Here is a 15,599-nt window from a genome sequence, read left to right as displayed (position 1 = left end):
AAAATGAAAAAGATGAAAAAAATACTGTCTATACTAGCGATTGTTGTATTGTTTGGGTCTTGTGATAAAGGATTTGAAGACATTAACGTAAATCCCACCAAACCAACGCAATTAGATCCTGCTACTAAATTAACTTATATTCAACTGTATACTGGAGGAAGTAATTATGTGGCTTATTTATTCTGGAATGTTATTCACTTAATGCAAAATATTCAGCATTTAAACAATACCTCTTATGTTTCGTTTTTGTACAAAGAAGGAAATACACATTGGTTTTTTGAAGAACAATTTAGAACAACAGTAAAAAACATAGTTGATTTAGAAGCACAATTGGAGTCCAGTAATTCGCCAACCGCAGCTGCCGATCTTGCCATTGCTAGAATTCAAAAAGTGTTGATATTTAGTCGTTTAACCGATTTGTATGGCGATATTCCTTATAGCGAAGCTGGAAAAGGTTTTTTAGAAGGCATTCGTTTTCCTAAATATGATAAACAAAGTGATATTTATGCCGATATGCTTCAAACTCTTGAAGAAGCTGCGACCGTTTTAAATACAGCAGGACCTAATTCTTACGGTTCAGCCGATTTACTTTACGGTGGTGATAACATGAAATGGAAAAAATTCGCAAATTCATTAATGTTACGTCTGGCGATGCGTATGGTGAAAGTAGATAATGCCTCTGCTCAGGCTTGGGCAGCAAAGGCTATTAGCGGTGGAGTTATGGAAAGTAATGCGGATATAGCTTATACGCAATACGAAAATTCCCCTAACGATGGGGGACCAAATGTAAACCCTTTAACGAAATGTTTTACCTCAAGAGCATCAACACAAGTGAAAATTTCTAAAACCTTAATGGATTTCTTGAAAGATAGAAATGATCCGCGTACTTCGGTTTTATGTTCTACAGTTGATGGAAATACAGATTTTGCACTTCAGGAAGGTCAAGATATAAATAATGCCAGTAGAGGAGAGGCCAATTCTAAGCCAAACATTAATATTTTTGGAGGTTCTGGAGTGGTAATTTATGATGCGCCATTTTTCTTTCAAACCTATGCCGAAGTTGAATTTATGTTAGCAGAAGCAGCAGAGCGTTGGGGCTTAGCCGGCGGCGATGTTGAAGCTCACTATAACGCCGGCGTTACTGCAGCAATGGATTATTTGTCGATGTATGGTCACGGAGTTGGTATTACGTCGACTCAAATAAATGATTATTTAACGGCAAATCCATTCGATTCAAATCAGGCATTAAAAATGATAAATGAGCAGTATTGGGTGGCGACTTTTGGAAATGGTTTAGAAACTTTTTCTAATTGGAAACGTTCTGGATATCCTGAACTTGTTGCTGCCGATGTGGCCGCAACTTTAACAGGCGGAGAAATCCCAAGACGTTTGGTTTATCCTGCTTCAGAAAAACTTAATAACCCAGACAATGTTGAGCTGGCTATTCAGCAGCAAGGTGGAGATGGTTTGTTAACAAGAATGTGGTGGGACAAAGAATAGTTTAAACATTTTATTCATAATTTTTTATAGTCAATAGTTTGTGAGAAAGGGGAGAAAGTAAATGTGTTTTTCTCCCCAATTTTCAACATGATGACTGTTTCTGAAAAATTTTTCAAAACACGAATAAACCTGAGCGTATACTTTGGGTAAGAAAAGTATGCTTTAAAAGTAACCTACCAAGAATAATTTTAATTCCAGTAAATTCATGAATGCATCGCTTGTTTTAGTTATTATCGCATCTTATTTTGGCGTCTTAATGTTGATTTCATATCGCGTTTCAAAAAAGACCAGCGAGGACTCTTATTATACAGGGGATAGAAAATCTCCTTGGCAAGTAGTTGCTTTTGGAATGATAGGAGCAGTCCTGTCTGGAGTTACCTTTGTTTCTATTCCAGGAATGGTAAGTAATAACTATTTTTACTATTTGCAGTTTGTACTTGGTAATGTGGTTGGGTATGTGTTTATAACTTATGTGTTGATTCCTATATATTATAAGTTAAATTTAATCTCTATTTATGCTTATTTAGAAACCCGTTTTGGAAAAAATGCTTACAAAATAGGGTCGTTATTCTTTTTATTATCTCAGTCCTTTGGAGCTGCCTTAAGGTTGCTTTTAGCTGCAAAAATTTTACAGTATGCCGTTTTTGATGCTTTTAAAGTTCCCTTTTTTGCTACGGTAATCATCATTTTAGTTTTAATATGGTTGTACACCCATCGTTCTGGAATTAAAACCATTGTTTGGACAGATACGCTTCAAACATTTTTTTTAATTCTCTCAGCGATTATTACCATTTATGTAGTTAAATCGGCTTTAAATTTAGATTTTTATCAAACCATTTCAGCAGTGACTACTCATGATTATTTTAAGGTGTTTAATTGGGATTTTAAATCTGGTAGTAATTTTTTTAAGCAATTTATTTCTGGGGTTTTAATTGCGATTGCCATGGTGGGGTTGGATCAGAACATGATGCAAAAATCATTAACCTGTAGGAATCAAAAAGAAGCTCAAAAAAATATTTTAACCTTTAGCCTTATTTTAGCCATAACGCAATTTTTATTCTTAGGACTGGGTGTTATGCTGTATTTGTATGCTGAAAAATATGGCATTAATTTGTCGGTAGAACAAGGACGGTATTTAAATACAGATAATTTATTTCCTATGCTTTCTTTGAATCATTTTGGTGTTGTGGCCAGTATTAGTTTTATTCTTGGTATTACCGCAGCATCGTTTTCTAGTGCCGATTCGGCTTTAACGGCATTAACAACATCTTTTACCCACGATTTCTTAGATGTGAAGCATAAGAATTCCGTTGAGAAACTAAAACTTAAAAACAAAACCTTATTTGGGTTTTCCATTTTGATTTTCACAATTATCATGTTGTTTTCTCAAAGTAAGGGCGATGTTATTACAACCATTTTTCAGGTAGCCGGTTATACTTATGGCCCACTATTGGGTCTTTATGTGTTAGGAATTTTTACTAAAATAAAAGTAAAAGATAAAGCAATACCTTACGTTTGTGTTGTCATGCCTTTTCTTACCTACTTTTTAAATTTTTTATTCACCAGCCGTTATAATTTCGATTTTGGCTTTATGAACATATTTGTAAACGCGGCATTAACCATCTTAGGATTGTTGCTTTTTAGGACAATGAATTCAAATTCTAATAGGTGTTAATGTAAACACCTTAAATGTTTGCGGTTTACCTTTTATACAAAAGAAATGAAAAATAAATTAACAACAGAAGCATCTTCAAATTATGAAGATTTAGATAAAATGGATACACTTCAGTTGCTTAAGAGCATTAATGCTGAAGACAAAACTGTTCCGTACGCTGTCGAGAAATCGTTACCTCCATTAGAGGCATTAATTGATGTTATATATTCTAAAATGAGCGAGGGCGGTCGATTATTCTATATTGGGGCAGGCACAAGCGGTAGACTGGGTGTTTTAGATGCATCAGAATGTCCGCCAACCTATGGCGTGCCGGACGATATGGTTATTGGCTTAATCGCAGGGGGTGATAGGGCTTTAAGAAAGGCTATTGAAAATGCAGAAGACGATACATCCTTGGCTTGGAAAGAATTGCAGGAATATGATATTAATACTCAGGATGTCCTAATAGGAATTGCTGCATCAGGAACAACGCCTTATGTTATTGGAGGTGTTGCTACTGCCAAAAAAAACAACATTGTTACAGCTTGTATAACTTGCAACGAAAATTCACCATTATCAAAAGAAGTTGATTACCCTATAGAATTAGTCGTTGGCCCAGAATTTGTAACTGGTAGTACCCGAATGAAAGCAGGTACAGCTCAGAAGTTAGCCTTAAACATGATTTCAACAGCTGTTATGATAAAACTGGGAAGAGTGAAAGGTAATAAAATGATTGATATGCAACTTTCTAATAAAAAACTGGTTAACAGGGGCGTTAAAATGATTATGTCGGAGTTGGGTGTTAGCGAAACAAAAGCGACGCAATTACTAAACATGCACAAAAGCATAAGAAAAGCCATCTTATTCTATAATTCAAATAAAGATGAATAAGTTTTTTTTAATTGGTTTTGGTGTTTTTCTTAGTTTATTGTCTTTTTTTAATAAAGCAAAAACAACTACAGTTAATGCTTCTCCCATTGCTTTAAATGCAAAATCAGTTTGGGTAGATAGTGTATATAATAACATGACCTTAAAAGAAAAGGTTGGGCAGTTGTTTATGGTAGCCGCCTATTCAAATCGGGAGGCGAAGCATATAGATTCCATTCAACAGCTAATAGCAGATTATGGAATAGGAGGGCTTATTTTTTTTCAGGGAGGCCCAGTAAGGCAAGCAAATTTAACCAATCGTTATCAAGCTTTAGCAAAAGTACCTTTACTCGTTGGAATCGATGCCGAATGGGGGCTAAATATGCGATTAGATAGTACCTCACGTTATCCTTATAATATGACTTTGGGGGCTATTCAAGATGAAACAATCATCGAAAGTATAGGGCAACAAATTGGGAAAAACTGTAAGCGGTTAGGGATTCATTTAAACTTTGCCCCGGTTGTAGATATTAACACCAATCCCAATAACCCAATTATAGGTGTGCGGTCCTTTGGTGAGCAAAAAAATAATGTTACTCAAAAGGCACTCGCATTTACAAAAGGTATTCAAAGTGAAGGTGTATTGGCATGTGCAAAGCACTTTCCTGGACATGGTGATACCGACGTAGACTCACACTTGGCTCTGCCAACAGTAAATTTTTCTAAGAAACGCATAGACTCAGTCGAATTATATCCTTATAAAAAACTGTTTAAAAAGGGTATTGCCGGTGTTATGGTAGCTCATTTAAATGTTCCTGCGCTGGAGGGTCAAAAAAGTCTGCCATCCTCTTTGTCATACAATATAGTAACATCTATCTTGAAAGAGCAATTAAAGTATGAAGGACTGGTGTTCACCGATGCTTTAAATATGAAAGGTGCCGCCAATTTTAAAGCACCTGGAGATATCGATTTAGCAGCATTTCTGGCGGGGAATGACGTGTTGTTATTTACTGAAAATGCGCCAAAGGCAATAGCGAAAATTATTGAAGCTTACAAAAGTAAATTGATTGATGAAAAGCGCTTAGCGCATTCCGTAAAAAAGATACTTTCGGCTAAATATGATGTAGGACTGTACGACTATAAACCAATTAAAATTGAAGGCATTATTAAAAATTTAAATTCTGAATCTAGCATCGAATTATACGGTAAGGCAATAGATCATGCTATCACTTTAATTCAGAATAAAACGAAAAATACATTCAACGGTGATTTTGAAGATAAAATAGCCTATCTCAGTTTAGGTGATGGCAATGGTGAAATGTTTCGGAAATCCTTAAGTGAAACTATCGAAGTGGAGGAGATTTCAGGAAGAAATATTCAGCAAATTTTAAAAAAAATAAAACCGTATAAAACCATAATTATTGCTTATCATAGAAAGAATAGTCGTCTGGTAAATGATATTTCTAAAACGGATAAACAAATGATAGAATCAATATCAAAAACAAAAAACGTTATTCTCGATGTTTTTGCTAGTCAGTATTGTTTAAAGCAGGTTAATCTGGAACATGTAGAAAGTTTAATTGTTTCATATGAAAATACTGAAATTTCGCAACAAATTTCGGCCGACATTATTCTTGGTAAGAGAAAAGCAAAAGGCAGGTTGGCGGCGTCAATATAAAAGAAAAATTAAGTTTTAAAATATTAATATTTATGAAGTATTTGAGTTTTATATTAATACTGTTTGTCATTTCATGTAAGTCGTCTGTTGAAAGCGATATAAAATGGAATGAAATAGATAATAATTTGCAATTAAACGATAGCAGCCTCGTGGTTGGTGCAAATCAAATTCAGCGATATTTACCATTGTTGAAAGGAAAAAGGGTTGGTGTTGTAGCTAACCAAACCAGTGTTGTTTTTAAAGAGAACAATAATTTCACACATCTAGTAGATTCATTGTTGGCGCTAAAAATTGAGATAACTAAAGTTTATGCTCCAGAGCACGGCTTTAGGGGTACTGCAGATGCAGGAGAACATATTGAAGATGGTATTGATGCTAAAACAGGGCTGCCGGTTATTTCTCTGTATGGAGAGAATAGAAAACCTTCGGCAGAACATTTGGAAGGTATCGAGGTGATGCTTTTTGATATTCAGGATGTTGGTGTTCGATTTTATACTTACCTCTCAACGTTACATTATATTATGGAAGCTTGTGCTGAACTGAATATTCCAGTAATAGTATTAGATCGACCTAACCCAAACGGACATTATGTAGATGGGCCAGTTTTGGAAGAAGACGTTAAGAGTTTTGTAGGTATGCATCCGGTGCCTATAGTTTATGGAATGACTATTGGCGAATATGGTAAAATGATAAATGGTGAACAATGGTTAAAAGATAGTGTTAGGTGCAACCTTACAGTTGTACCATTAAAGCATTATACGCATAAACTTCAATACGATTTACCTATAAAACCATCGCCAAATTTGTTTAATGCCAAATCTATAAATTTATATCCCAGTTTGTGTTTTTTTGAAGGCACTAATGTGAGTTGTGGACGTGGTACAGAAATGCAATTTCAAGTATTTGGTTCACCCTTTTTGTCTCAAGATAAGTTTGATTATAGTTTTACACCACGACCAAATTTTGGAGCTAAAAATCCAAAATATAATGGAGTACTATGTTATGGAAGTGATTTAAGTTCATCATCAGATTTAAATAAAATTGAATTAAAATGGGTTATAGATGCTTATAATAGCACCAAAGATCCAACTGTTTTTTTTAATAAGTTTTTCCCAAAATTAGCAGGCAACAAAACGTTGCAGAATCAAATAGAACAGGGAATCCCGGTTGAAGATATTGTCGCAAGTTGGCAATCAGATTTAAAAACTTTTAAAATAATAAGAGCCAGATATCTATTGTATGAATAGCAGAGGAAGAGGTTGTCTAAAAAGTCGAAATTCTCGTTATTGTGAATGTGTTTCAGAATATCATATTGTTGATTATTAAGCTATTTAAGAGCCTGAATCAAGTTCAAGTTGACGAAAGTTATCCTTTTTAGACAACCTCTTTTTTTTGATTGGTGATTATTGTTTTTTTACGCTTCCTGAAGAGCTACTGTCCTTATTAATGATTTCTGGATCTCCTAAATATTTTATATCGGCACCACTGCTGGCTTTAGCTGTTAAATCTTTTAAGGTGTTAACCGTTATATCGGCGCCACTCGAGGCTTTAACCTGACTTGATTCAGCGATAAGGTTGGCGCCTTTAAAGTCACTACCACTGCTCGATTCAACACTAAGTGATTTAGTATTTCCTGAAACTTTAATATCGCTACCGCTGCTTGTTTTACAAGTTAAGTTATGAGTGTTTACATCAATTTTTATATCGCTACCACTGCTGGATTCTAAAATTAAATCATTTTCAACGACGGTGTTAGTCCCTTTTACACTGCTACCGCTAGTTGATTTTATACTGGTAATATCCTTAAAACTTACAGTAACTTTTTTGGCCTTAGATCTACCTATATTTTTTTTGGTATGTATTTTTAAAATACCATTATCAACTTCGGTAATAATGAGGTCTTGTAAGTTTTCGTCGGCTTCAACAACAACATTCACTTTGTCGCTTTGCGTTACATAAACATCTAAGCCTTCAGAGGCTTTTATACCCGTAAAGGGTTCATTAACGCTGCGTTTTTGAGTTAATACTTTTCCGTTGCCTTTTACACCGGGATTTATACTAATGTCGAAATTGCATGAAAACAGACTCATACTCAGAATAGAGGTAATAATAATTTTGATTAGTGTAGTCATAATAGTTCGATTTATTTGATTAATGTTATTTAAAAGTATGTGTTTTTTTAGATTAAAAAATTATCTAAATGATTGAACTGTTGTTTTTTGATGATGAATTGTTATTCTATTTCGGTTGTGCTTCTGAACTTATATTAATACCTGTGGAATCTATTTTAACTTTTATATTTTCAGATTCAGCATTAAATCCGTTTTCGTCCACCTTCAATACGCTTTTGCCATTATTTTTTACTTCAATTCCTTGATTATTGATTTTTACATCTGGCATATCTACTTCAATTTCAAAATCTTGATCTTCCTCAATTTCAATATCACAGGTGTCGCAAATAACGCGGTCATGATCAATTTTTAAGTAATGATTTACCTGGTCACTAGAAACAATATTATTTGAGTGTGTTCTGTAATTTAAGAACGATTCTGTGCTTTTTGTGAAATAAACAACACTGTTTACTGGTAAATACAACACTATGGTTACATCTTGATTACTATATTTATTTTTTGCTAAGGTAGAATAGAAGGACTCTAAAATTAAATTAGAATCGTTAACCTCAAAATGAAAATCGATTTTTTCGGCTCGTGCTAAAGCTTTTTCATAAGTTTTACCATCTGCCCATTTGTTAATTTGAAGCGTTGCAATACTATCTGTTGTAGATCTTACATTGATAAATATGTCGTTCATATAAATGGTCTTTTCCCCATTTTCATTCGTTTTAACTTTAAACTCATTATTGTGATTGTATTTGTTTCTAAACAAATTATTTTCACTAACAGTTACTATTAAAGTGTCGTTTGCTTTTATACGTATTGGGTTTTTTTCTATATAACGCTCAGTAAATGCATGCTCGCTAGCTTCGTTTATAGCTATTATTGAAATTCCAATGATTGAAATTAACCAGATACCTAATAATGTGAATTTTGCTATTTTTCCAATTGATTTTAGATTGTTGATCAAAATTTTTAATCCTAAGTAGAACAGAAAGAAAAATGGAATACCAAAAGCGAAAAATACGAGTAATGTGGCCAACCAAAGCGGGGAGTTACCGGCATTTACGTTTTCTAAAAATTCTACACCAGGAATAACATTGGTAAGACTTAATGAAAATAATCCTATAATCAAGGCAATTAAACTTGCTGCGCCTGCAAGAATTAATATGATGCCAACAAACTTGGCAATAAGTTTAAAGAAAAACATAATAACATCGGCAAGAGTATCAAAAAAGGTGCGAGAGCTTGACTTTATTTTACTTCCCTGATTTTTTAGGTCTACTTTCTTGGCGGCATCTGAAACCGAATCTGACACATTTTTAGCAACTCCCGAAACGGTTTCGCTAACTGTTTCAAAACCGTCTTTTATTTTTTTTTCTATATTACTAATGTTTACCGGTTCGCCTGTCATCATTAGTTTTTCCGCAGTTGTTTTTGCTTCAGGTACTAAAATCCAAAGCAAAATATAAAGTAATACACCGGTACCAAATGCGCCAATTACTAATAAAATTAAAAGTAAGCGAATCCAGATAACGTCAATACCAAAATAATGGGCCAAACCAGCCGAAACACCACCAATATAAGAGTTGTCGGTATCTCGAAACAGTTTTTTTGAACTTCTTGATGTTTGTGTGGATGACGATTGGGGTTCATCTTCAAAAATTTCGTCGTCTACAAGGTAATCTTCGGGTTGCCCCATAATAGAAATAACCTCGTCTACTTCTTTCACACCTATTACTTGTCTTTCGTTTAACAATCGCTCGCTAAATAATTCGGCAATGCGTGCTTCAATGTCGGCTATAATTTCAGCACGACCTTGAGAGTCAGTAAATGAACGTTTTATAGCGTCAAGATAGCGTTGTAACTTTAGGTAAGCATCTTCATCGATATGGAAGAATATACCTGCTAAATTTATGTTGACTGTTTTATTCATTTTTGTTCGCTTTTTGGTTTGTTACTATGTTAACGGCGTTTTGTAGTTCGCTCCAAGTGGTGTTTAATTCGTTTAAAAATAATTTACCTGTTTCGGTTAAACCGTAGTATTTTCGCGGTGGTCCCGAGGTGCTTTCTTCCCATCGATAATTTAGAAGTCCGGCATTTTTTAACCTTGTTAGTAGCGGGTAAATTGTGCCCTCTACCACAAGCAGTTTTGCGTCTTTTAAGGTATCCAGGATTTCTGCTACGTAGGCGTCTTCGTCTTTTAAGACCGACAGTATACAGAATTCTAAAACACCTTTACGCATTTGTGCTTTTGTGTTCTCTATCTTCATGTTCTAAAGCATTTTAATGTTGTGAAACTGTTCATTTTTTGATTGATGATTGATTGATGAAAACTGAAATATTTCAGTATATAATTGATTGTTATTTTATTCTTTATTTTAGGCGTAACCCTTGGTATTTAATGAGTTTCGGGCTTTTTGCTTTATTTTTGTCATTCTAGATATAACGCACTTTAGCGTGGCACTCGAATTGACGTAAAGGTATGCCGCTGCAAATGCAATGCATTCATGATTTTCACTATGAGATCAAAAAGTAATCTCTAAGGTAATTACTGGTATTCATTATTTTAAAAAATTAATCGTTAACGGGTAATGGTAGTATTCACCATCTCGTGCTTTTAAACTTGCAATTACTATAAAAACGAGTTCTAGGATGAATGCGATAACTGCAATGGCACCTAAAAATCCTCCCACATATAAAAGCGGTGACGCTTTGTGTAAATCAAAATGAAAAGTATTAAAGTTTAAAAAATCAATGCCATTAAATATTTTGAAAATAAAAAAAGGAATTGTTAAGGTCCCTAATATAACGGCATAGAGCAAAATACTAATTTGAAAATTTATGGCTTGTTTGCCATGCGCATCTATAAACTCCGATTTATCCTTATTCGTTACCCATAATATTATTGGTCCAATGTAATTGCCAAATGGAATTACAAATCGGCTAAAGGTGGATAAGTGGATAAATGTGGCGATGTTTTTTTGGTGTTTGTCTAGCATGATCTTAAAACATATAATAGTTTCTTATGCAAATATATGTCTTAAAACAGGTATTATGTTACGCATAGTACTAAATTTTAACAAAGTATTAACATTTTAAAGCCTGAGTATTTTTTATACCTTAGTGAAAATTTACATTAATTCAATATGAGTATAACTCCCAGAAAACTAAATACTTTCACCTTATTTAAACTGCCTTCCGCATATTTTTGCGGTGTAAGAACTAAATTTATTAATGATAAAAAATGCGTTGTATCGGTTAAACATCGCTGGATAAATCAAAATCCATTTCGTTCTATGTTTTGGGCGGTGCAAGGGATGGCTGCCGAACTGTCAACTGGTGCATTGATGATTAAGAAAATTGAAAATTCGGGGAAACGAATTTCTATGTTAGTTACTTCTAATAATGCTGTTTTCACTAAAAAGGCAACTGGAAGAATCACTTTTACTTGCTACGACGGAGCTTTAATTGATGATTGTTTGCAAAAAGCTATTGAAACCGGCGAGGGACAAACGGTAAAATTAAGATCAGTAGGTTTGAATAATGAAGGCATTCAAGTGTCGTCGTTTATTTTCGAATGGAGTGTCAAATTGAAATCGTAAGTTAAATTTTAAAGAACGATTGTAACATTTCCTGAAATTATTCAACAAATAGGCGTATCAATAAAATAATATTTTAAAATGACAGCACACGAAATTGATTATCATATATACGGTGAAGAAATGCAGTATGTAGAAATTGAATTGGATCCTCAAGAAGGCGTGGTAGCCGAAGCGGGTAGTTTTATGATGATGGACGATGGCATTAAAATGGAAACCATTTTTGGCGATGGTTCTCAAAACGATTCTGGATTTTTAGGTAAAATTTTAGGAGCGGGAAAACGAATATTAACAGGAGAGAGTTTATTTATGACCGCGTTTTATAACAATTTATCGGGCAAACGCAAAGTTTCGTTTGCGTCACCTTATCCAGGAAAGATTATTCCAATTGATTTAACCGAATATCGCGGTAAATTTATTTGTCAAAAAGACGCCTTTTTATGTGCAGCCAAAGGGGTAAGTGTGGGAATAGAATTTTCAAAACGTTTGGGCCGTGGACTGTTTGGAGGAGAAGGTTTCATCATGCAAAAACTGGAAGGCGATGGCATGGCTTTTGTGCATGCAGGAGGTACTATGGCACGTAAGGTACTACAGCCAGGCGAAGTTTTACGCGTTGATACAGGATGCATTATAGGTTTTACTCAGGATATCGATTATGATATTGAATTTATTGGAGGTATAAAAAATACCATTTTCGGAGGGGAAGGCCTCTTTTACGCAAAACTACAAGGGCCTGGGGTGGTATATATTCAGTCGTTGCCGTTTAGCAGATTAGCTGGTCGTGTTTTGGCGTCTGCACCACGCGCAGGAGGAAAAGACAAAGGTGAAGGAAGTATTCTTGGAGGCTTAGGTGATTTGCTTGATGGGGATAACAGGTTTTAATAACAACACAAATAAAAAACCAGAGCCGAGCTCTGGTTTTACTTTTTTTAAAATCTAATCATACTATTCTCTAATTTTCTTTTTACGAAGTTCGAAGTTCTGACCTAGATATACTTTTCTAACCATTTCATCGTTAGCAAGTTCTTCCGGTTCTCCTGCTTTAAGAATACTACCTTCAAACATTAAGTAAGTTCTGTCTGTAATGGCTAACGTTTCCTGTACGTTGTGATCGGTAATTAAAATACCAATGTTTTTCTTGGTAAGTTGTGCTACAATGCGCTGAATATCTTCAACAGCAACAGGGTCTACACCCGCAAAGGGTTCATCTAATAAAATAAAGCTTGGATCGGTGGCTAAGGCTCGAGCAATTTCTGTACGACGACGCTCACCACCTGATAATAAATCTCCACGGTTTTTTCGAATATGACCGAGTCCAAATTCTTCAATTAATGATTCCATTTTATGGAGTTGCTCTTTTTTACTCAATTTGGTTAGCTGAAGTACGCTTAAAATATTGTCTTCAATACTAAGTTTTCTAAACACTGAAGCCTCCTGAGCTAAATACCCAATTCCGTTTTGTGCACGCTTGTACATGGGGTACTGGGTAATCTCGGTATTATCTAAAAAAATATGGCCGCCGTTTGGTTTAATTAATCCTACAATCATGTAAAACGACGTGGTTTTTCCCGCACCGTTAGGTCCTAATAATCCAACAATTTCTCCCTGGTTTACTTCAAGAGAAACATCTTTAACTACTTTTCGTCCGCTGTAGGACTTCATTAAATTTTCGGCTTTTAAAATCATAGGTTTCGTGCTCTAAGGGCGGTTTAAATGGTTTTATTTATTCTGAATTTTGTTTGTGCTTCAGAAATAAAACGCTAAAAATAGTAAAATACTATAATTGTGTTCAGGTTTTAATTTTTATTTCGATGTATTTTGTTCCTCTAAGGCATCCCAAAATTCATATGCCCGACGTAAGTGTGGAATAACTATTGTTCCTCCAACTAAGGTTGCAATGCTTAATGCCTCGACAACTTCTTCTTTTTTTAATCCTATTTTATAACTGGTTTCCATGTGGTATTTTATGCAGTCATCGCATCTTAATACTGTTGAGGCCACCAAGCCTAAAAGTTCTTTTGTTTTAACATCTAAAGCACCTTCCGCGTAAGCGTTTGTGTCTAAATTGAAAATCCTTTTAATAACTTTATTGTTATCAGAAAGAATTTTGTCGTTCATTTTTGAACGGTATTCGTTAAATTCGTTAACTATATCTGACATTGGTTAAAAATTATGTATTAAAAATTAAGGTATTAAAAATTAAGAAACATACCAATGATCTCTCATGGAATCATTACTTTCTAATTTCCTGCGTTGCTATCTTTTGATTTTTAACAACAAGTTTTGAAATATAAATACTTACCTGATATAAAATTAAAATAGGAATTGCCACAATAACCTGACTAGCGATATCTGGTGGTGTAATTACAGCCGATAAGATAAGCACAATTACCAAGGCAAATTTTCTATATTTTCTTAAAATTTCAGGCGTTACTAAACCTATTTTAGTTAAAAAGTATATGACTATAGGTAATTCGAAAATTAATCCAGAGGCTAAAACCGAAGAACGTACCAAACCAATGTATGAACTAATATCTATTTGATTTTCCACAACTTTTGAGATGCTGTAATTAGCAAGGAAATTAATAGATAAAGGGGTAATAATGTAATAACCAAATAAAGCTCCTAAAAAGAATAGGAGGGAGCAAATAATTATAAATCCTCGTGAATGTTTGCGTTCGTTTTCGTGTAAGCCTGGGCTAACAAATTTCCATAATTGATAGATGGTATACGGAAATGAGATGATGAATCCGGCTAATATAGCAGTCCATATATCGGCAGAAAATTGCCCCGCCATGGTTCTACTTTGTATCATCATTGGAATTTCATCATTACAGAATGATGTGGTAACGCCAACAAATTGTCCTGCCTGACATAAAAATTCATAGGTTGGAAAATTCATGTTCAGCGGAAAAAATATGATATCGTCGAATATAAATCGGCTAAATGTGAACGCTAATGTTGCGACAATCATAACACCGGCACAAATTCTAATAAGATGCCAGCGTAAATCTTCGAGATGATCAAGGAATGACATCTCATTGATGTTCTTTTTTTGTTTTTTGGCCATTATATGATTCCTTCTTTTATTAAATCGTGAAGATGAACCACTCCGGCGTATTCACCGTTATCTTCAACCAGAATTTGTGAAATCTCATTAGCTTCCATAATTTCTAAAGCATCGATAGCCATTGCGCTGGCTTCAATACGTTTTGGGTTGGTTCCCATAATATCTTTTGCAGTAAGATTTTCGAAATTTTCGGCTTTGGTAAGCATTCTACGTAAATCACCATCTGTAATTATACCAATAATTTTATTGTTTTCTACCACAGCGGTAACTCCTAGCATTTTTTCTGTAATTTCAATAATTACATCTTTAATATGAGTAGAGGCTTCTACCTTAGGTTTGTTATTAACCGATGAAATATCCTGAACTCGTAAATATAGTTTTTTACCAAGTGCACCACCTGGGTGGAATTTCGCGAAGTCGTTACTTGTAAATCCTCGTAACTCCAACAGGCAAACAGTTAAAGCATCACCAATAACTAATTGTGCTGTGGTACTTGTAGTAGGAGCCAGGTTGTTCGGACAAACTTCTTTTTCAACGTACGCATTTAAAATATAGTCGGCATGTTGACCAAGAAACGAATCTTTATTTCCGGTAATGGCAATCATTTTATTATTCACACGCTTTATGAGTGGTACCAGCACTTTAATTTCTGGTGTGTTTCCGCTTTTCGAGATGCAAATTACCACATCTTCTTTAAGAATTAAACCTAAATCTCCATGTATGGCATCGGCTGCATGCATAAAAACAGCTGGGGTTCCTGTTGAATTTAATGAAGCCACAATTTTACTGGCAATTATGGCACTTTTTCCAATACCAGTAATTATTACACGACCTTTTGATTTATATATAAGTTCAACGGCTTGAGCAAAATCAGAATCGACAAGATTCGATAAATTTAAAATAGCTTGGCTTTCAGCTTCTATGGTTTCTTTAGCTATTTTAATGATTGAATTGTTATTATTCAAAATTTATTAAATTTTTTAGTTGATGCTTTTGAAGAAATTCTTAACTTTAAGTGTAAATAAAATATTATTTTATAGTAATTTCGATTTTTAATTTACAAAACTAACGAAAAAAATAAGAGGGATTTCTTAATACACTATTAAAATGCTTA

At 34.3% G+C, this 15,599-nt stretch carries 15 protein-coding genes; 7 read left to right on the top strand and 8 right to left on the bottom strand.

What is annotated here, in order from left to right; translation table 11 throughout:
* Positions 1-12 precede the first annotated feature (12 nt).
* The 5 genes from ICJ83_RS14400 to ICJ83_RS14380 all read left to right on the top strand — a co-directional run bounded on the left by ICJ83_RS14400 (position 13) and on the right by ICJ83_RS14380 (position 6,946).
* Positions 13-1,500 (top strand): SusD/RagB family nutrient-binding outer membrane lipoprotein, encoded by a 1,488-nt coding sequence (locus ICJ83_RS14400; protein WP_188231105.1) that lies wholly within the window; start codon positions 13-15, stop codon positions 1,498-1,500.
* A gap of 205 nt (positions 1,501-1,705) precedes the next feature.
* Positions 1,706-3,175, top strand: a complete 1,470-nt coding sequence (locus tag ICJ83_RS14395; RefSeq protein WP_188231104.1) for a sodium:solute symporter — start codon at positions 1,706-1,708, stop codon at positions 3,173-3,175.
* 45 nt (positions 3,176-3,220) lie between these two features.
* A complete protein-coding gene (gene murQ, locus ICJ83_RS14390) occupies positions 3,221-4,045 on the top strand; it encodes an N-acetylmuramic acid 6-phosphate etherase (RefSeq protein ID WP_188231103.1) in 825 nt (274 codons plus the stop codon).
* Positions 4,038-5,699 carry a glycoside hydrolase family 3 protein gene (locus ICJ83_RS14385; protein WP_188231102.1) on the top strand — a complete coding sequence of 554 codons (1,662 nt, stop codon included), beginning with the start codon at positions 4,038-4,040 and terminating at the stop codon, positions 5,697-5,699. The genes murQ and ICJ83_RS14385 overlap by 8 nt, the downstream gene beginning before the upstream one ends.
* Positions 5,700-5,731: 32 nt before the next feature.
* A complete protein-coding gene (locus ICJ83_RS14380; RefSeq protein WP_188231101.1) occupies positions 5,732-6,946 on the top strand; it encodes an exo-beta-N-acetylmuramidase NamZ family protein in 1,215 nt (404 codons plus the stop codon).
* A 156-nt stretch (positions 6,947-7,102) separates the two neighbouring features.
* Here ICJ83_RS14380 and ICJ83_RS14375 read toward each other — a convergent pair whose 3' ends face one another.
* From ICJ83_RS14375 to ICJ83_RS14360, 4 genes are all read right to left on the bottom strand, one after another.
* Complete coding sequence (locus ICJ83_RS14375; RefSeq protein ID WP_188231100.1) at positions 7,103-7,831, bottom strand: head GIN domain-containing protein; 729 nt, start codon at positions 7,829-7,831, stop codon at positions 7,103-7,105.
* Positions 7,832-7,937: 106 nt separating this feature from the next.
* Positions 7,938-9,749, bottom strand: a complete 1,812-nt coding sequence (locus ICJ83_RS14370; protein ID WP_188231099.1) for a PspC domain-containing protein — start codon at positions 9,747-9,749, stop codon at positions 7,938-7,940.
* Positions 9,742-10,086 carry a PadR family transcriptional regulator gene (locus tag ICJ83_RS14365; protein ID WP_188231098.1) on the bottom strand — a complete coding sequence of 115 codons (345 nt, stop codon included), beginning with the start codon at positions 10,084-10,086 and terminating at the stop codon, positions 9,742-9,744. Before ICJ83_RS14365 ends, ICJ83_RS14370 begins: the two co-directional genes overlap by 8 nt.
* A gap of 291 nt (positions 10,087-10,377) precedes the next feature.
* Positions 10,378-10,815, bottom strand: coding sequence for a DUF4870 domain-containing protein (locus ICJ83_RS14360; protein WP_188231097.1), 438 nt, complete (start codon positions 10,813-10,815; stop codon positions 10,378-10,380).
* Between the two features lie 147 nt (positions 10,816-10,962).
* Here ICJ83_RS14360 and ICJ83_RS14355 point away from each other — a divergent pair, with 147 nt between their 5' ends.
* Complete coding sequence (locus ICJ83_RS14355) at positions 10,963-11,418, top strand: DUF4442 domain-containing protein (protein WP_188231096.1); 456 nt, start codon at positions 10,963-10,965, stop codon at positions 11,416-11,418.
* Positions 11,419-11,496: 78 nt separating this feature from the next.
* Positions 11,497-12,297 (top strand): TIGR00266 family protein, encoded by an 801-nt coding sequence (locus ICJ83_RS14350; RefSeq protein WP_188231095.1) that lies wholly within the window; start codon positions 11,497-11,499, stop codon positions 12,295-12,297.
* A 63-nt stretch (positions 12,298-12,360) separates the two neighbouring features.
* On the opposite strand, the gene lptB is transcribed toward ICJ83_RS14350, so the two are convergent.
* The 4 genes from lptB to ICJ83_RS14330 form a co-directional block, all read right to left on the bottom strand.
* Entirely contained in the window at positions 12,361-13,101 is a 741-nt protein-coding gene (gene lptB, locus ICJ83_RS14345) for an LPS export ABC transporter ATP-binding protein (RefSeq protein WP_188231094.1), read from the bottom strand.
* Positions 13,102-13,218: 117 nt separating this feature from the next.
* On the bottom strand, positions 13,219-13,575 hold the full coding sequence (locus ICJ83_RS14340; RefSeq protein ID WP_188231093.1) for a carboxymuconolactone decarboxylase family protein: 357 nt from the start codon (positions 13,573-13,575) through the stop codon (positions 13,219-13,221).
* Between the two features lie 73 nt (positions 13,576-13,648).
* Complete coding sequence (tatC, locus tag ICJ83_RS14335) at positions 13,649-14,452, bottom strand: twin-arginine translocase subunit TatC (protein ID WP_223154792.1); 804 nt, start codon at positions 14,450-14,452, stop codon at positions 13,649-13,651.
* 32 nt (positions 14,453-14,484) lie between these two features.
* Complete coding sequence (locus ICJ83_RS14330; protein ID WP_188231091.1) at positions 14,485-15,450, bottom strand: KpsF/GutQ family sugar-phosphate isomerase; 966 nt, start codon at positions 15,448-15,450, stop codon at positions 14,485-14,487.
* Between the last annotated feature and the right edge of the window lie 149 nt (positions 15,451-15,599).

The organism is Aestuariibaculum sediminum (genome assembly GCF_014596945.1).
In the GTDB taxonomy this organism is placed as follows: domain Bacteria; phylum Bacteroidota; class Bacteroidia; order Flavobacteriales; family Flavobacteriaceae; genus Aestuariibaculum; species Aestuariibaculum sediminum.
Note: the sequence above shows the minus strand (reverse complement) of the source record. Positions and strands in the feature narration are given on the sequence as shown.